Origin of the sequence: Bacillus cihuensis, from assembly GCF_000504145.1 — a bacterium.
In the GTDB taxonomy this organism is placed as follows: domain Bacteria; phylum Bacillota; class Bacilli; order Bacillales; family DSM-1321; genus Peribacillus; species Peribacillus huizhouensis.
In genome coordinates this window covers 32,588-50,121 of the sequence record NZ_KI632502.1, presented here as the reverse complement: position 1 = coordinate 50,121, position 17,534 = coordinate 32,588, and the positions used below count along the sequence as shown (strand labels likewise).

Here is a 17,534-nt window from a genome sequence, read left to right as displayed (position 1 = left end):
ATTTATTTTCTAATAACCTTCCATAGTCAACTTACTAAAATAGGGCTGAGGGCTTAGTAAAAAATTAGGCTTAAGCAGGTTTGTTCCAATAAATACCACATTGTATGATTACTTTAGTAAGTTCAAAAATCATTCAGGTCAAGTCTATCTACTAAGGAACCAGCATGTAAGAACATTAATAATTCAAAAAGTGAATGGAAATTCTCCCTCCTAAAGAAAGGAGCAAGGTTAATAGAGACAAGGATAAAATAGAAAAATTTTAGCGATGCAGGAAGGAGAAAAAATAATGTTTTTGAAAATAGTCAAGAATGATTTCCTCCGAAACAAAATTGTAACGATGACAGTATTTGTATTTATCACGATGGCAGTTATTTTGGCTGCTAGTGCTATTAATAACATTGCCAATTTGATTCAGGCGATGTCAGATCTTCAGGAGAGTGCAGCTCCAGCTGACATTACAGTGATGCATGCCGGAGAATATGACCAGGCAGAAATCGACCAATTCATAGAACAATACCATGACCATATAGCGATGCAGGAGACGATGATTCTTCAGAATATTGATGGAAGCAATATTCATTTTGGCCAAAATCAAACGATGGCTGGAACTATACAAGATATTTCCTTTGTTGTCCAGAATAAGAAATTTGATTTTATATTGGATCTGGATAATGAAAAGCTGGATGTAAAGGAAGGTTTCGTTGCTGTTCCCATCTATTTCATGGAACAACATGACTTAAAAATAGGTGATACGATTACTGTGAAAAGCGGCGGGGATGAGAAAGAGTTTGTCATTTTAGATTATGCAAGAGATTTTGAGATGAACTCTTCCCTTACTTCTTCTAAACGGTTTGTGATAAATCAAAATGACTATGATGAAATGCTTAAAATGCAGGCTGGGGAACTGGAATATCTGATCGAATTCAAGCTGAATGAAAACGGGGATTCTGCTGCTATTCAGACTGCCTATATCGAAGCGGGTCTTCCGGCAAACGGTCCTATAATCGAAGGAAAGATATTTACAATGTTTAATGCTATGTCAGATATGGCAGTTGCGATTGTCATTATATTTATTAGTATTCTGCTTATTGTGATTGCTTCGCTCTGTATCAGACTTACATTTCTGGCAACGATTGATGAAGATATTAGAGAAATCGGTGTTATGAAAGCAATGGGGATAGCCAAAAAAGATATAAAAAAGGTCTATCTTAACAAATACAGAGTCATCTCAGTAGCAGCCGGTATTATCGGTTATTTGATTTCCTTTGAAGCGGTAAATTTGTTAAACGGTAGTATGAGACTTTACATCTCTTCCGATTTGTCAGGAAGCTTAAAATATATACTATCGCTTATAGCTCCATTACTTGTATATTTCATGATTGTGATGTACTGCAAGCAAGTACTGAAAAGAATCGATAAGATTTCTGCGGTGGAAGCTTTGCGTTCAGATATCATGGAGCGCGGAAAGAACCGAAAATACAGTTTCCCGCTGCTTAAGAACAAATTCTTCAGCACTAATATTTACATGGGGCTGAGGAATGTATTGAAACGATTCAAGTTATACAGGCTGGTGTTTGTAATTTTTATCTTATGTACGTTTATTCTCATTCTCCCCTTAAATATTTATAACACCATGAATTCACCGGAATTTTCCACATACATGGGAATAGGAAAATCCGACATGAGAATCGATCTTCGAAGGACAGATACGATTACAGAAGATTTTATAAAACTGCAGGAAGAGTTGAAAAATGATGATGATATTGAAAAGTTTGCACCTTACATCACAAGTTCTTACCCGGTCAAAAATGCGGAAGGTTCCTGGGACTATATTAATATTGAAACCGGAGATTTTTCCGTATTTCCATTAAAATATTTGGAAGGCAGAGCACCGGAGGGTGAAGGGGAAATCTCGCTTTCCTTTGCCAATGCCGAAAAAGTCGGATTAAACAAGAAAGTAGGAGATGAGGTAACCGTCAGGGTTGGCGGGGAAGAACAGACTTTATCAGTCACGGGTATTTATCAGGATATTACAAATGGGGGAAAAACAGCAAAGGCGCATAAGAGTCTTGGGGTAAATGAAGAGGCCGTTCTTTGGTGTATTGTGAGCATGGATATGGCTCCGGGAGTTGATAAACGCGTGAAAATGGACTACTACCAGAATACTTATGATTCTGCGCAGGTAAATGATATCAAAGAATATACGCATCAGACTCTTGGAAATCTCATTGAACAGATGAGCACAGTAGTAATGGGCGGAATCGCCATCGCGATCATCATAGCTGTATTAATCACGGCATTATTCCTTCGAATGTTATTATCAAAGGATATGTCTCAGATTGCCATCATGCGAAGTGTGGGATTAACTTCAAAGCAAATTAGTCATCAATATATGGCAGGAACGATGATGGTCCTGGTAGTGGGAATCATACTTGGCGTGCTGGTTTCGAATTATTTAGGGGAGTTTCTGGTAAGTATGGCCATGTCCTCTATGGGAGCGGCAAAAATTGAATTTGTCCATATTATATGGCAGATCGGGCTACTTTGTCCGTTAGCGCTGATTATAGCTGTTGGATTGACGATATTTATGTCCTGTAAGGTAGCCGTAAAAGATGACCTATCTGTCGTATTAAGAAGTTAACAGTACTGCAAGGCACGGGCAGGAGGCATTTTTGCTGATATGAAAGAAATCATCTGTGTATAGACGCCAACTGTTTTTCCTGAAAAAAGCATTCCAGGACCCTCTGAGGAAATAGACTTTGATATTAATATTTGGCATGGGAGGAATATAGATGAGCAATATAGTAGAAGCAAAAAGTATGAACAAAAAAATAGCATTAGGAAAAGATAATGAGCTTCATATCTTAAAGGATGTAAACTTGGAGATAGAAGAAGGTGAATTCGTATCGGTCATGGGGCCATCTGGAAGCGGGAAATCAACACTGCTATATAATATAAGCGGTATGGATAGAATTACTTCTGGTAGTGTGAAATTTAAAGGCCGTGAAATCGGCAGTCTAAAAGAAGAAGAACTGGCGAAGATTCGACTGGAAACAATGGGATTTATCTTTCAGGATATTAATCTATTAAAGAATCTGTCATTGATTGAAAATGTTATGTTTCCTGCACTTGTATCAAAAGATGCGGATAAAAATGCGGTAAATCAAAAAGCAAAAAAACTGTTGAAAATGACAGGAATTGAAAAGCTTGCAGATCATAATATCACTCAAGGCTCTGGAGGACAGCTGCAGAGAGTCGGCATCTGCAGAGCATTGATAAATGATCCAGATATCGTATTTGGAGATGAACCGACCGGAGCATTAGATTCCAAATCGAAAGAAGAGATTATGTCAATTCTTGCAGAGATTAATAAAAAAGGGACAACGGTAATGCTCGTTACGCATGATGTAAAGGTGGCAGCAAAAACTGAAAGAATACTGTTTATGGTAGATGGAAATATTGTTGCACAGAAGAAAATGCGTAAATACGATGCGCAGCAAGACGATATTAAGCAAAGAGAAGAAAGCATTATGAAATGGTTAGTGGAAAATGGGTTCTAATTTTTCATTGGCACTTGCAAAAAGTTCATATGGGAATTGATAGGTAAGTTCTAAAGGAAAAGTTCTTAAGAATGTTTGTAAGGAAAGACATGTTAACATTTTGCTAACGCATTCAAGTGAAAAACGATAATATCCCGTTAAAGATGTTACACTTCTCATTAGCAAAAACCATAATATACCGCACCTTTTGCACATTACGTTAAAGATATTACACCTCTCATCTTACGGGCGGCATGATGTAAAAAACATCATGAACCTAGTTAAAAGGTTTATTAAATAAAATTGCTTGAATAAATATGATAAATGAAATAAAGATTGTATTCTAATTATCACTAAGATCAGTTCGTCACACCCAATAAGAAAAAATCCAAAGGAGGGGTTGTGGTAAGTGAAGAGGTTATTAAATTATATAGAAATTGTGAAGCAAAAAGATATGTCTCCAATGATAAGTAATTTTTGCGAATGGATCTTTTGTTAAAAGTGAAATCATCTAAATTCGAGCTAGAACGACTGATAAAAAAATAAAGATTACTAGATCCAGTGCTTATCAATAAATACCCATTCTTAAGCCAGTGTACTGAAATGCTTCATTTCTTTTTCTCGAGCTCTTACACTGCTTATCTTCACACCGCTGCGGCTATACGTTTTTAACAAACCCTGGGCGAATTGATCAAAAGGCATATCGGATTCTATGGTAAAAGTGCCATTTTGAATTTCTAATTCTACAAGGCGTGCTGCTGCCTTTGCTTCTCGTTGTGTTTTAAAGCCACGTTTAGATATCTCTTTACGTTTTTTTGTGAGTGGGTCCAGCCCTAAATAAATATGATTACTCTATGTTTTCCCTCGTTGTCTGAATTTTGTCATGTTAGTGGTCTACTTTATTAGTAAATTTATGGCATACATGTTTATCCATTTGAAACAACCAAATTTGGAATTGCTATGTTGTGTACTTTGGAAGGAGGCCAATTTTAAACACCTCTATCTTTTTAAAAAAATATTTGTTTTAAGGGATGAAAAATTATTTAATGCTTCTTTCTATTAAGAACTACTCCTGTGCTTCCCTGAAGAGCCTCTATGGTGAAATCGAAATACTTAAACAAGCCTCCCTCGAAAATGTATTCTACGTCAGTGCTTAGGTAATCAGGAATCATAATGCATATATTTTTAGCATATTAATATATTAACGAGTTTACGCTGTTTTCTTAGCGGTCTGTCGCCAAGCCGCCGACATTACGGTGCGTCAATACGACCTTGCCATCACGGAACAGCTCCAGCCCGTGCTCGATATTCTAGGCTAAATAGGAAGCGGTATTCGGAGGGATGCGGAAATGACAAAATATCACGCTTTAACGCAAGCGGAAGCGGTCGAGTATGCACACGGCATCGAGGATGTATTCCCGGATGGTGCGCAGCTCAAGTCACGGGAAATCGGCGACGGTAATCTTAACCTTGTGTTTCATATATCAGACCCGGCCTCAGGGCGAGCCTTAATTCTGAAGCAGGCGCTGCCTTATTTCAAGATGCTCGGCGAATCGGTTCCCTTGACGCTGGACAGAGTACGCATTGAATGCGAAGCATTGCGCATTCAAGGGGAGCTTTGTCCTAATCTGACGCCAAAGGTATACGCGTACGAGCCAGATTTGGCGTTGATGGTCATGGAGGATTTGAGCGATCACACCGTCATGCGCCGCGGACTGATGGAGCGGGGCTGTTATCCGTTGTTTGCTGAGCATATCGGATCATTCTTGGCACGGACGATGTTCTTCACCTCGGACCTGGCCATGGACCAACAGGAGAAGAAACTGCGGGTGAAATCGTTCATCAATCCGGAGCTTTGCAATATCACCGAGGATCTTATCTTATATGCTCCTTATACAAAGTCCCGGATGAACATTTTCGAGCCTCATATCCGTGATGCCGTTGAGCGCATTTGGGCGGATAAGGAGTTGCATCTCGAGGTTACGCTGATGAGAGAGAAATTTCTGACGAAAGCTCAGGCCCTGCTGCATGGCGATTTGCATACAGATAATATCTTCATCAAGCCGGATTCTACGAAGGTCATTGATCCCGAATTTGCTTATTACGGTCCGATGGGCTTTGATATCGGGACGGTTATCGCCAATCTGCTGCTGAACTATTCAGGCCAAGAGGGCTGGAGCACGGATGCGATGGAGCGCACTGATTACCGCCACTACCTGCTGGGTACTGTGCACGAATTATGGACACAATTCGAGCTTCAGTTCCGCGAGCTTTGGAACGGGCATGCCGCCGACCGGTTGGCGAAGACCCGAGGATATCAGGATTTGTATGTGGCAAGACTGCTGCAGGACACAATAGGATTTGCTGGAGCGATAATGTTGTGCCGCGTCCATGGTTTTATCCACGTCGCGGACATCGACCACATCGAAGATGCGGCTGCCCGCGAACAGGCGCAGCGGATCGCGCTGGAGATTGGCGTGGCACTGATCAAACGAAACCGCTCCGCCCACTCTATTAAGGAAGTGTTGGATATCGCTTTAAAAGCTGTAAACTAAGGAGCCGAACTTATCATGACGAAAGAAGCTGGACATATCGGCGGTTGGGGAACAAAGCTGGCTGCAGTCGGTACGCTAAAACGGCGATCGCCTTAGGCAGCGATGACTCAGGGAAGAAATATGTTTTAACATTTGTCCCAGCCTGTAGACAAACCTTCCCAGCGGAAGGGGTCTACAGGCCTTTTCGCTGAAATAATAAATTGAGCGATAGCTTAATCCAGGCATTGAATGAGCTTATGCAAACTACTCGCTCTGAGAAAGGAGCATTCGGGTGAAACGATCAGCCGCTAAACGACAACTTGATGTCACAGCGGACAGCGAGGACGATGCTAGGAGGGAGCTCATCTCCAACTGAAGCTCGATTAGCTTACCACTTCAAAGCTCTCCGAGCGGGTAATGAAAACAGTCCCGTAACCTAAACTCGCAAACTCTTTAAGCAAATCGATACTCCCCAGCTCTATATCTGGCTTCGCTGTGAAACCACTGGCCGCAAACCATTGCTCCACGAATAACCGTGAACTGCTCCCCGGAGATAATAGAAGGAAAGGCAGCTGCGCCAGTTCGCTCGTTGATAATGTACGACTTGCCAAATCTTGATAGGCTGCCCCTACTACGAAGGACTCATCTAATGAAAAGACGACTACTCATTCAAAATCAATAAGAGTCGCCTTTTTGTTGCGTTAATGCCGATCAATCTAAGAAACGATGGATTTCCTCCAACACCTTGCGCTGCTCCTGTGAAAAGACACCGTGTCCCGCATGGGGAAATAGAATCAGCTTGGAGCCTGGAATACGACGGTTCAGAATCTTAGGATGCTTCGAACTGAAGACCCAATCATCCTCGCCGTGAATAATAAGCGTTGGTGCCGAAATTTGCCCGAGCCGATGGTACGAATCGAAATTTTTGCTCGCCTCACGATGAATCTCCATGCTTCTAGGATTCGAAGGCGCGATCTGCATCCGTTCCACGAGCGAAGCGATCAAGTCCGGATTCTCCTGGATATAGGCTTTGGAGTAAAGCATATTTAGCGTGTTTTGCGGGGAATATGCAGCGTTCTTTCGCATCAGCCACTTGATCATCCGAAAAGAAGGCGGCACCCGTTTGACCCCGCAGGTCGTGGAACATAAGATTAATTTCGACACACGGCTGGGGCTTTCGATTGCAAGCTCCTGCGCAATCATTCCCCCCATGGATTGGCCTAAAATATGTGCCTTTTCGATATCAAGCGCGTTCATTAGCCCAATGACATCCTTGGCCATATCCGAGATGTCGTAAGCTTCTGTCGGAGCGTCGCTCCGGCCAGTACCTCGATGATCGAGCATGATGAAGTTGTACCTTTCGCTTAACGCGGCCTTGATTGCCGGGTTCCAAGAGTCCATGTTGCTGTCTTTTCCTGAAAGTCCGATCAAAGGAAATCCTTCCCCGATCGATTCATAACAAATGTTAATGCCGTTGACAAATGTTTTTTTCAAAATTACCCACCTCCAGTTTCGTAATCTCTGGCTACGAATGAACGATATCCAAGATCAATATATTCTTCGGAAGTGAATAGAGTGAGGATGAAAGGGAAAGGTCCTCAGCCGATTAACGGCTTGAGTCTTTCCGCGTAGAACTCCTGATTTATTTTTCTTCCACCGATTTTTTCGTCCCCGTGGATTCCTCGGATATTTCCGAATTTTGTGCCTGTGGGGAGCTTTCCATTATGCGCTCCCGTCCTATCTCCATTAATTCTTGGCCAGTTCCTATGATACCGGTCTTCAAGGCATTGGTGAAAGTTCTGAATTCTAAACTGGACGGTTGCTTTTCATCGCGATTTTCATCGCTCGTCACATTCACAAGTTCTTTGCCAACGTTGGTAGCGCCGCTTCTCAAAGCAGCAAAGGCAAAATTAATGATCTCATTCTTTACTCCCTTGAAGACCCCTTTTATGCTATCTGACATGTGCCTCACCTCCTTTCCGATCCTGCGATTTACCCGGGTAAGGGGGATGATTCTTTCTCTAGTGTCGTATTTTCTTCTTGTGATGCTTACGGGGAACTTCTTGTTTCTTCTCCTCTTCCTTCTTGTTACCGATAATATAATCTTCAATTACCGTCCACGTCCGTTGGAAATACTTCTCTGACAGCCTGTATGCGGAACTGCCGCGAAGATATTGGATCCTGCTGTCGTGCGGTGCGGATGCTACCGCTTTGTCGAGTCTCTCATTGAATGTCAATGGTCTCCTCACTCTATTTTCTTATGATTTTTTCTTCAGTTCCAATTGATTGAGACGCTGAACGACTGAATTTGCTTTGTCAGGTTTTTCTGCATTTTGGTAAGCTGCACTTAGGTTTCGCAGTACTTCACGTACTTGCTTTGGAGTAAGGTAGTTGGAATTCTCTTTATAGTGGTCAAGCAGGAAGTTGAAGTCCTCGATCGCCGTTTCCGAGCAATGGAAAAAGGACTCCGGCAGTCTCAGACAAATGTTCCCGCGCAACAACCGAATTTCTTTTTGGTTTGAGTCTAAAGATACGGCCCGATTCAATGAGTCTAATCCCTCTTGCGCCTTATCCGCTCTTTCCAAAATTTTAACGGCATCCCGGCCTAATAGAACGAGAGTACTGCCGTAATAGGCTTCAATTAGCGCATTCTCAGGCTCAGCCTCACGAAGCTTTAAGAGCATCTCGTTTGCTTTTATCACCGCTTTTTTGTCTCCGTCCACCCCATTATTATGGAGTATTTTCGCTTCCTCAAATTGTTTCCTATGGACGCTTTGATCTGCCATTCCTATGGACCTCCTATTGTATATATTGGTATTTCTCCAACCCGTAAAAGCAATATAAATAAATATACTTCCTGCATTTCCAACTTATTTGTTACGATATGTGCGATCCCTATATAGAGGTTGGATGAACTACCTAGTTTATTAAAAGTGTACGTTTGTCCGAGTCGAGTCTTTACATTCGTTCATTCTATAACAATTTTATTGTTCCTTGCAGAATCCGCTGGGACAGATGCCACGCTTTCCGACAAGTTTCTGCCCTCCTCCGTAATTCATTTCATTGCTGACCCGGGTAGCACCGTTGATCAAAGCAGTTGCAATGATAGGCTCGGATTGTTTCCTTATTTTCTTAACGATAATCTTAAGAGCATCTTTTGACATGCGTGTCACCTCCTTCAAAAGAAACTTTCCCTCCCTATGGCCTGTTGCAGCATGAACTAGCGCCGTCCTTTCTGATTGAGCTGATTGCGAGGAGTTTCTTCTTTCTATTACTCCTCCGCCCAGTTTAGGAGCTCGCTCCCGGCGGCACGAACGGCCCTTTTTATCAAAATTGATGTGGGACTCTCGGTGATCGGTATATGTTCAACGGCTGGTTTCCCTTCCAAAGACTTAAGCTTTATCTTGAGGAGATGCAGAAAATCAGGGTCCTGGGTATCGTTTTTCAGTTTTTTCCAGCACATAATCGCAGCCTGATTTCGACCGATCCGGCAATATACCTCGCCAAGTTCGTAAATAAGCTGCAAGTATTTTTCTGTCTCAAGGAAGCCTTCTTCATGCATTTCCCGATCGATGAGAAAGGTGTAATCTTCAATCACCGTTTGGGCTCGGTGGAAATGCTCTTCAGGTAACCTATATGCGGCCCTGCCTCGCAGCAGTCGGATCCTGCTATCCTGAGGGGCGGCACTTACCGCTCCATCAAGAAGTTTAAGTCCTGCTTTCGACCCTTTCAATCTACTCAACGGTGATGTCTTATCCCGAGCGATTAGCAACAAGGTGATGCCATAGTATGCATCCAGAAGCGGGTAGCCCGGATAGTCGGATCGCGCCTGTTCCAACAACTGATGCATGTCTTGAACGGCCTTTTTATTGCCTCCCAAGGCGTCCTTGTGTAGTGAAATAACCTGCTTAAGAAAAATCTCGATATCTTTCTCGCTTACATTCTCCAATTGTCTATTCAGCTGGGTTAATCGTTGCAATACTTCATTCGCTTCGCTCAATTTTCCTACATTTTGGTAAGCAGCACTTAGACCCTCCATAATTCCCCTGACTTGCATATTAGTAAGGTAACTGGGATCTTCTTTATAACGATCCAGCAGGAAGGAGAAGTCTTCGATCGCCGTCTGTGAGCAATGGAAGAAGGACTCTGGCAGTCGCAGACATACATTCGAACGTAACAACCGAATTTCCTTCTGGTTCGGGTCCATGGAAATTGCTTGATTCAATGAATCTAGTCCTTCTTGCGCTTTATCCGCTTTTTCCAGAGGCTGAACAGCATCTCGTGCTAATAGCGTAAGTGCGCTGCCGTAATAGGCTTCAATAAAAGCATTGTCGGGCTCGGCTTTGCGAAGCTTTAAGAAAATCTCATAGGCGATTTTCACCGCATTTTTATCACCGTCTGCGCCTTTCATAAGAACCCTTTTTCCTTCCTCGAATTGATTTATATGAGTGTCGTTTTTTTCCATTTCAATTCCCCCCTCCCGACGAAAAATTCGGATCGATTCTTAACTAATGTCATTCCCGAACAACTGCCGGTGTCAAGCTTCTCCAAAGCGTTATTTTTAAAGTCCAGCAAAAATAGTCCACCCTGATCTGAACCACTGGCTGGAAAGCTTACCAGAAGACGTGTATTGAGATATTCAAAATCTTGGTTATTCTCCAATCCGAATAACAACACGAATCAATCCCCTCCTTAAAATAAAGGATTTGTGCTAGTTAAGATTTGTGCTAATTACGATATGTATGGTTTATATGATCAGTTTGGATGGAATACTCATTTTTATAAAATGTATGTTTATCCCAATCAAATCTAATTTTCCTTGCATTTCATAAAGAGTACAGGAGGGAGAAGAAAACATGAATGATGGAAAGCTAAATAAAGAAGAGAAAAAAGCAGAAAAAGCAAAAAAAAGAGAAGAGAAAAAAGCGGAAAAAGCAAAAAAAAGAGAAGAGAAGTTGGCAAAAAAAGAGAAGCAGGTTAAAGATAAGCAGAAAAAAGAAAAGAAAGCACCAAAAAAAGATTGAAGTAAGAAATTAATAGAGATGGATCAAAACTGTTCAAGGAAACTATTCGCAGTATATCGGAGATTACAAAGCCGTTTATTGATGCGGGAATGATTACGCCTTTTCGCGTGGACCGTGCCCTCACTCGTTCATTACTTCTTGAAGGTGATTTTAACAAAATTTATGTGACGTGTTCGCTCGGCGAATGCGAAAGACGCGAACCTTAAGGTCTTGATAAAAAGGTCAAAGCAGGTGAAATCCTTGGAATTTACCGGTATATCCTATCCTTATGAATCCTAGTCCACAAGAGATCGTTATAGAAACCGATAAGCAAACGGTAGGAGATTTCGTTGCGCATATCCTGTACTGCTTTACATTTCTATAACTTGATAGTTATCCGTTGGGACCGCCACAATCGATATTAGGCTTCAGGTGGTTGTAAGATGTTGTCCTATCTCAGGGCCATTGGTACATGCAGTTTAGGCCCCGTAAATTCTAAGAGTATCAAGAATACTGGAATGGAGGAAGTAGATGAAGTTTCAAACTCATAAGATGACGGTATCTATTGACGAACATTCATCCCATCTAGAACAATTCAAGGAATTTTATAAGCAATTGGATGATGAAGGAAAAACCATTGAAGTACTTCCTCATCAAAAAATAGAAGATTATCAGTTAAAAGCTGTTAACGCCACTCTTGCTCATGTGTGGAACCGAAATGAATACTACCGTTCGACGTTGGAAGAGGCAGGCTTCACAGAGCCTAAAATCGATAGTCTAGAACAATTAGCTTCCGTACCGATGCTGAAGAAAGATGTCATTAGAGGTGATAAACAAAAGATATTATGCGTCGATCCGAAAGAAATAGGTCAAGTTCATCTTACTAGCGGCACATCGGGTAAGCCAATATATACCTCTTACACATTAGCTGATCAATATGTATACGATCTGCTACCGAAGTATTTGGAGCTGTTTAAGGAGTCGGACGATGATGTCGCAGCAATTGCGCTGCCTTATGAATTTGCGCTGCCCGGCCTTGGATTTCAGCGATTATTTCAATTTGCGTTTGGTACGGCGGTTCTATCGCTTGGCAAAGGAGGTTACATGGCACCTATCGATAAGTCGTTGGAATTAATGAAGGAATTTCAAGCCACAGTCCTTACTACAACCCCTTCTTACGCGGCACTCCTAGCAGAAGAAAGCGAGAAGTGCGGTATAAAAATTGGTGAAGATATTCGCCTGAAGAAAATTTGGCTTACTGGCGAAGGATGCTCATCCACCTTCCGCGAACGACTGGAAAAGTGGTGGGGATGCGAAGTCTCGTTCTTTTACGGCTCAACCGAGTGCGGAGTTGTCGGTGTAGAATGCAGTAAGCATAATGGGTATCACGTCATGGAAGGGCATGTGAAAGTTGAAATCGTTGATCCTGTTTCGGAGGAAGTGCTTCCATACGGTCGAACGGGAGAAATCGTTGTGACGACGCTGCTGCGTGAAGGAATGCCAATGGTACGCTACCGGACCGGGGATCTTGGCAACTTGCAAAAATCCAAATGCGATTGCGGAATCACAATGGACGTTATACAGCTAAGAGGCCGAATGGAGCACATGCTGCGCTTGGGCACCGAAGACTATTCTCCATTCTTGATCGAGCACTTTCTCATGGAGATTCCCGAAGTAGGTTTATGGTATCACCTTAAGCTGGATCAAGGAGTGCTCACAATCGAAGCCGAGAAATTTCGGACGAAGCTAAGTGACGAGCAATTGGCGGCAAAAATTCAAGAGCATATGGCTGATCGGATTGGGATACATTGCGAAGTTGTAATCAGACACGATATCCCTCGTACGTTCGGCAAAGCGACCAGAGTATTCAATTAGCTATATACAAAAAACGAGAGAGGAGATGCCTTAATGAGCGACATCGATATAGAGAGGGCGCGAAGGTTTCAGGAGATGTATATGCGTATTCTAAAATCCCCTCTGTACAAGAGGAAATTATCTGACTACGCTTTAAACGGCATTGGATTGAGTCACATCCAGACACTTCCGTTAACGACAAAGGGAGATCTGCGGAAAGCCGGCCTCTTCGGTCACCTCGCCGTCGATATGAAGGAAATCGCTCAATACCACGAATCGACCGGCACGACCGGAGAGCCCTCCGCTGCCTGGTTTACGCAAAAAGATTTGATGATTGGCGGAAGACAATTGAAGGAATGCGGTGTGCGTTTGACGTCTGAAGATCTGGTGCTGATCCGCTTTCCTTACGCAATGGCGCTGCCTGCATTCTTAATGCAGCAGGCAGCTTGGCAGTCAGGATCTGGGGTCGTTCCTGCAAGCGGACGTACTGTAGTTACCCCTTACCCCAGAGTGTTAAGCCTGATGAAAAATCTTTCTGTCACGGTGTTGGCGGGACTCCCGCGTGAGATGGAATTGCTGGCCGAAGCGGCTCGTCTCGGCGGTTCTGAGTCGAGCAAGGACTTTCCGGCTCTGCGCGCCATATGTGTCGCAGGTGAATTAATGAGCGACAAGCGCAGGGAGCATATAGAAAAGCTGTGGAGCGTGCCTGTATTTAATATGTACGGTTCGACGGAAACTGCCAATATCGCTACAATGTGCGAGTATGGCACAATGCATATCGTAGAACAAGATTTTTTCGTAGAAGTACTGAATGAGGACGGTTCAAGCCCCGTCGCTTTTGGAGAAAGAGGATTTGCGGCGATCACGACGCTTTCCCATCAGGGTTCTCCTCTGCTGCGATACTTTAATGAAGACATTATCTCTGTAGAGCCCTGTTTATGCGATTGCGGCCGAGCTGGAGCCAAGCTGGTTCATTACGGCAGAAGCAAGGATCGAATCCGTTTCGGAAACACCGTCCTAGACGCAATGGATATTCAGGATTCCGTATATTCGTTGTCTCCTGCTCCGGATGCTTGGAAGGTGCTAGAGGAGGAAGAGGGGCTGCACATTTTACTAGATTCGCATGATTCCGGGAAATGGTCGGAGGAAAATGTCCGTTCTCGATTATCTTCTCGACTTCAAGTGCCGGTCACCGTTGAAATCACAACGTTGCTCGATCGTGTTGATCTCATGAGTAACGTTCCATCGATAAAGCCTGTATATATCAAAAAGCGAAGTAACGGCGCATAAAAATAGATCCATTGAATTCGATAGCATAACGATAATTAGGAAGATTCCCATTAATTAGACTGAAAGGAAGGATTGTTCATCATGAGCGATAAGTTGCAACAAGAGAAACCACCTCTTCTCGTAAGCCGCCACCATAAAAGCGAGGATACGGTTATTAATATTAAGGAAGCGGTGATCGGTGGTTCTTCGCATACGCTGATTGCAGGTCCCTGCTCGATTGAATCGAGAGCTCAGCTCGTAACAGTTGCTTCCGCTTTAAAGGAAGCTGGCTTAACGGTCTTACGCGGCGGGGCGTTCAAACCGAGAACTTCTCCTTACGATTTTCAAGGGCTCGGTGAAGAGGGATTAAAAATTATGAAGGATGTGGCGGATGAAATCGGATTGGTGACCATCAGTGAAATTATGAGCCCCAATCAAATCGATACAGCCGCCCGTTATATCGATATCTTTCAAATAGGCGCGCGCAACATGCAGAACTACGACCTGCTGAAAGCCGTCGGCCAAACGAAGAAGCCTATACTACTGAAACGTGGCCTTTCCGCTACTTTGGAGGAGTTTATGCTCGCAGCAGAATATATTCTGCATCAAGGGAATGACCAGGTCATGTTAATCGAACGTGGTATACGCACTTTCGAGAAAGCGACTCGCAATACGCTTGATATTTCCGCTATTCCACTCTTAAAGCAGGAGACCCATCTTCCAGTGCTAGTGGATGTCAGTCATTCTACCGGGCGGAAAGATATTCTGCTACCTTGTGCAAAGGCAGCGCTTGCCGCTGGCGCCGACGGGATTATGGTTGAGGTGCACCCGGATCCCTCGATCGCTCTCTCCGACGCAAAGCAGCAAGTCAACATTGATGAGTTTCATGCGTTCTGGAAGGGGCTCTGCGCTTCCGGTTTGTACCATTAACAATTTTCATAACTGTCGAAGAGAGTCGCGAACAATTGTCTAATGGAGGTGAGAGTATGATAGACCCACAGTTTGAGAGAAAGGCGTCGGATGTTTTACACGGATTGATATTCGACTTTCTATTAGTAACGGATGGACGGACAACGGATCTGCTGGAAACGCTGTTGAACGAGAAAATTATTGTACATGTGATCCGGCAAGAACAAATAGGTGGGGAGGATGCAAACCTGATGGGTGAATCGTCGGGAGCTCCGTACTATATTCGAGAATCGGTTTTGATCGGCGAGAAAAGTCGATTTGTCATGTCACACAACATTGCCCTTGTATATTCTAAGCATGTACCTCCCGATTTGTTCGAGAAAATTGCGCATCGACAAGAGGGAATTGGAAAAGCGATTAGCTCACTCGGAATGCGTACATTCCGAAAGGTGGCCGACTCCGGATTCATGAACGAAGCGGAAACGATCGATCTTTTCCAACGGCCGATCAAGATCCACTTTCCTAATCTGCAAAATAAGGTGCCTTACAAAAGATACTTCATTTATTTCGGACGTAATCCGGGGATTCAGATGCTCGAATATTTCAATCCAAGCATCATCAGACACCGTTTACAGCAAGAGATGACGAAAGAGCAATCGAACAAAGAAGAATAAGGTTCTGAAAGAAGAGTAACTGATCAATGGCTGGCTCTACAGGGAGAAACGCCTCCCTTAGAGTCAGCCATTGCTTTTGAATATGCAGGCCACAGCAGTGAATTATATGCTGACAGGCTTCCTTATTTTTTTCTCGATTTTGCTTTCATTTGTTTGACGATATCGACTCCGGAGATGACCATTTGTTCACCAGCATATTGTACGCCCTTCTTTACGGCTTCGAATAATTTTCCTGCAACGATATCGACGGGTTGATCACGATCTTCTACAGCTTCAATGAATTCTTGCTGGGCTACGTCTGCTCCGTTTTTGACTGCCATCGTGTAGTTAGCGGCAAAGTATCTAAATCCCCGATTGATTTCGCGAAAAATTCTCGAAAACTCTTGATTTTCCCTCGACAACTGTTTCACCTCCTTACTACATTTAGCCATTCTCGCTAGCTCTCACTTTTCTATTGGATTCGAGGCATCCATTGCCATGGTATGCTTTCGTTATCGAGCATTCGGGATGATCCATACGCAATAGTGTGAAAGCGGTTTTCCTTCCAAATGGAGTCTATATTTCCTGCTGCCCTTCATCATGAGACTGTATCGCTTCAGCCAGCCTCTTCTGCTCGTCGGATTCGGCTTTCAATGCGGTCACAACCTCGTCATCATGCATCGGAACGGATTCAATCGTTACCTTTCTTTTTTTGTTGCCGTCCCAAGATGTAAACAATGCAACGATAACGCCCGCCACTAGTACGAAAACAAACACGCCGCATAAACTCATACCCAGAATGAATAAAATTTTATCCCCCAAATCCATGTTCTTTGTTTTCATTCTACTTTCACTCCTTCTTTCACTCCTTCTATATAATAATAGTTCATTATATGTATAAATATCCCAGGTCATATAGGTAATGGACTATTATTCGATGAATTCCACTTCAGTCCAATCCAGATTAGCTAACTCACATAAACATATAAAGAGTCACCATGGGTAGAGTCATTAAACATATAAGAGGAGGTTCCAATCAATGGATCATATTCAGAGGAAAATTGATTCTAAGCCAGTCGCAGATGAAGAAGCACTTTCGACAGTTTCCAAACAGGAGAGCAATTTGGAGTGGAAGCGGTTTATCCAAAAAGAGTTAGAGAAACCTGATTCTAATCCGTTCGCAGCTGAAGAAGCACTTTCGACAGATTCGAAACAGGAGGGCAATTTGGAGTGGAAGCGGTATATCCAAAAAGAGTTAGAGAAAGTAGAAAATCAGGAAAAGGATGCAGGGATTGAAGACTCGGAGACGACCTCGTCCGCTGAGAGGAAGTTTAATCTCAGTTCCCTTATCGAGAAGATACCTCTAGAAAAATTGATCGATAAGGGAATACGATTTATTAGTACGAAGATAGAACAGAACAAAACAGAAGAAGAAAAAACAGAGTCAGAAAAAACAGAGTCAGAAAAAACAGAGGTAGAAAAAACAGAAGAAGAAAAAACAGAGTCAGAAAAAACAGAGTCAGAAAAAACAGAAGAAGAAAAAACAGAGTCAGAAAAAACAGAAGCAGAAAAAACAGAGGTAGAAAAAACAGAAGTAGAAAAAACAGAGGTAGAAAAAACAGAGTCAGAAAAAACAGAGGTAGAAAAAACAGAAGCAGAAAAAATAGAGGTAGAAAAAACAGAGGTAGAAAAAACAGAGTCAGAAAAAACAGAGGTAGAAAAAACAGAAGCAGAAAAAACAGAGGTAGAAAAAACAGAAGCAGAAAAAACAGA

19 protein-coding genes and 1 pseudogene are annotated in these 17,534 nt (G+C 42.9%); 10 read left to right on the top strand and 10 right to left on the bottom strand.

Annotated features, from left to right (window positions below; genetic code table 11):
- Nucleotides 1-286: 286 nt before the first annotated feature.
- Nucleotides 287-2,641, top strand: a complete 2,355-nt coding sequence (locus tag V179_RS0126555) for an ABC transporter permease (protein WP_028394125.1) — start codon at nucleotides 287-289, stop codon at nucleotides 2,639-2,641.
- A 151-nt stretch (nucleotides 2,642-2,792) separates the two neighbouring features.
- Nucleotides 2,793-3,560 carry an ABC transporter ATP-binding protein gene (locus V179_RS0126545; protein WP_028394124.1) on the top strand — a complete coding sequence of 256 codons (768 nt, stop codon included), beginning with the start codon at nucleotides 2,793-2,795 and terminating at the stop codon, nucleotides 3,558-3,560.
- Between the two features lie 564 nt (nucleotides 3,561-4,124).
- On the opposite strand, the gene V179_RS30425 is transcribed toward V179_RS0126545, so the two are convergent.
- Nucleotides 4,125-4,370, bottom strand: a complete 246-nt coding sequence (locus V179_RS30425; RefSeq protein WP_268745222.1) for an Arm DNA-binding domain-containing protein — start codon at nucleotides 4,368-4,370, stop codon at nucleotides 4,125-4,127.
- A 518-nt stretch (nucleotides 4,371-4,888) separates the two neighbouring features.
- Between V179_RS30425 and mtnK the strand changes: the two genes are divergently transcribed.
- Complete coding sequence (mtnK, locus tag V179_RS0126540) at nucleotides 4,889-6,094, top strand: S-methyl-5-thioribose kinase (RefSeq protein ID WP_028394123.1); 1,206 nt, start codon at nucleotides 4,889-4,891, stop codon at nucleotides 6,092-6,094.
- Between the two features lie 362 nt (nucleotides 6,095-6,456).
- Here the strand turns inward: mtnK and V179_RS0126530 are convergent, their stop codons facing one another.
- The 7 genes from V179_RS0126530 to V179_RS31895 all read right to left on the bottom strand — a co-directional run bounded on the left by V179_RS0126530 (nucleotide 6,457) and on the right by V179_RS31895 (nucleotide 10,750).
- Nucleotides 6,457-6,684 (bottom strand): LysR family transcriptional regulator substrate-binding protein, encoded by a 228-nt coding sequence (locus V179_RS0126530; RefSeq protein WP_028394122.1) that lies wholly within the window; start codon nucleotides 6,682-6,684, stop codon nucleotides 6,457-6,459.
- 100 nt (nucleotides 6,685-6,784) lie between these two features.
- Nucleotides 6,785-7,567, bottom strand: a complete 783-nt coding sequence (locus tag V179_RS0126525) for an alpha/beta fold hydrolase (RefSeq protein WP_028394121.1) — start codon at nucleotides 7,565-7,567, stop codon at nucleotides 6,785-6,787.
- A 148-nt stretch (nucleotides 7,568-7,715) separates the two neighbouring features.
- Nucleotides 7,716-8,183, bottom strand: a complete 468-nt coding sequence (locus tag V179_RS0126520; protein ID WP_152534836.1) for a hypothetical protein — start codon at nucleotides 8,181-8,183, stop codon at nucleotides 7,716-7,718.
- Between the two features lie 148 nt (nucleotides 8,184-8,331).
- Nucleotides 8,332-8,859, bottom strand: coding sequence for a tetratricopeptide repeat protein (locus tag V179_RS0126510; protein WP_028394118.1), 528 nt, complete (start codon nucleotides 8,857-8,859; stop codon nucleotides 8,332-8,334).
- A gap of 198 nt (nucleotides 8,860-9,057) precedes the next feature.
- Nucleotides 9,058-9,237 (bottom strand): hypothetical protein, encoded by a 180-nt coding sequence (locus V179_RS0126505; protein ID WP_028394117.1) that lies wholly within the window; start codon nucleotides 9,235-9,237, stop codon nucleotides 9,058-9,060.
- Between the two features lie 107 nt (nucleotides 9,238-9,344).
- Nucleotides 9,345-10,538: a tetratricopeptide repeat protein gene (locus V179_RS31900; protein ID WP_235179278.1), complete on the bottom strand. Its 1,194-nt coding sequence runs from the start codon at nucleotides 10,536-10,538 to the stop codon at nucleotides 9,345-9,347.
- Nucleotides 10,514-10,750 (bottom strand): hypothetical protein, encoded by a 237-nt coding sequence (locus tag V179_RS31895; protein ID WP_028394116.1) that lies wholly within the window; start codon nucleotides 10,748-10,750, stop codon nucleotides 10,514-10,516. Before V179_RS31895 ends, V179_RS31900 begins: the two co-directional genes overlap by 25 nt.
- A 179-nt stretch (nucleotides 10,751-10,929) precedes the next feature.
- On the opposite strand from V179_RS31895, the gene V179_RS31405 reads away from it, so the two are divergent.
- The 6 genes and pseudogenes from V179_RS31405 (at nucleotide 10,930) to V179_RS0126460 (ending at nucleotide 15,782) form a co-directional block, all read left to right on the top strand.
- Nucleotides 10,930-11,097, top strand: coding sequence for a hypothetical protein (locus V179_RS31405; protein WP_200868703.1), 168 nt, complete (start codon nucleotides 10,930-10,932; stop codon nucleotides 11,095-11,097).
- 8 nt (nucleotides 11,098-11,105) lie between these two features.
- A complete protein-coding gene (locus V179_RS32615; protein ID WP_084552507.1) occupies nucleotides 11,106-11,303 on the top strand; it encodes an adenylyl-sulfate kinase in 198 nt (65 codons plus the stop codon).
- 304 nt (nucleotides 11,304-11,607) lie between these two features.
- The gene (locus V179_RS0126475; protein WP_028394115.1) at nucleotides 11,608-12,951 is read left to right on the top strand and encodes a phenylacetate--CoA ligase family protein; all 1,344 of its coding nucleotides are present in this window, start codon (nucleotides 11,608-11,610) and stop codon (nucleotides 12,949-12,951) included.
- 33 nt (nucleotides 12,952-12,984) lie between these two features.
- Nucleotides 12,985-14,220 (top strand): phenylacetate--CoA ligase family protein, encoded by a 1,236-nt coding sequence (locus V179_RS0126470; RefSeq protein WP_028394114.1) that lies wholly within the window; start codon nucleotides 12,985-12,987, stop codon nucleotides 14,218-14,220.
- Between the two features lie 72 nt (nucleotides 14,221-14,292).
- Nucleotides 14,293-15,129: pseudogene (locus V179_RS28945) on the top strand (bifunctional 3-deoxy-7-phosphoheptulonate synthase/chorismate mutase); the annotation flags it as partial.
- A gap of 56 nt (nucleotides 15,130-15,185) precedes the next feature.
- Complete coding sequence (locus V179_RS0126460; protein ID WP_028394113.1) at nucleotides 15,186-15,782, top strand: 4-hydroxybenzoate synthetase; 597 nt, start codon at nucleotides 15,186-15,188, stop codon at nucleotides 15,780-15,782.
- Nucleotides 15,783-15,904: 122 nt separating this feature from the next.
- Here the strand turns inward: V179_RS0126460 and V179_RS0126455 are convergent, their stop codons facing one another.
- Together V179_RS0126455 and V179_RS28940 are read right to left on the bottom strand one after the other, a co-directional pair.
- On the bottom strand, nucleotides 15,905-16,183 hold the full coding sequence (locus V179_RS0126455) for a hypothetical protein (protein ID WP_028394112.1): 279 nt from the start codon (nucleotides 16,181-16,183) through the stop codon (nucleotides 15,905-15,907).
- Nucleotides 16,184-16,337: 154 nt separating this feature from the next.
- Nucleotides 16,338-16,604, bottom strand: coding sequence for a hypothetical protein (locus V179_RS28940; RefSeq protein WP_034302751.1), 267 nt, complete (start codon nucleotides 16,602-16,604; stop codon nucleotides 16,338-16,340).
- A 196-nt stretch (nucleotides 16,605-16,800) separates the two neighbouring features.
- On the opposite strand from V179_RS28940, the gene V179_RS31225 reads away from it, so the two are divergent.
- The coding region (locus tag V179_RS31225; RefSeq protein WP_051405165.1) for a hypothetical protein at nucleotides 16,801-17,534 on the top strand (734 nt) is incomplete at its 3' end.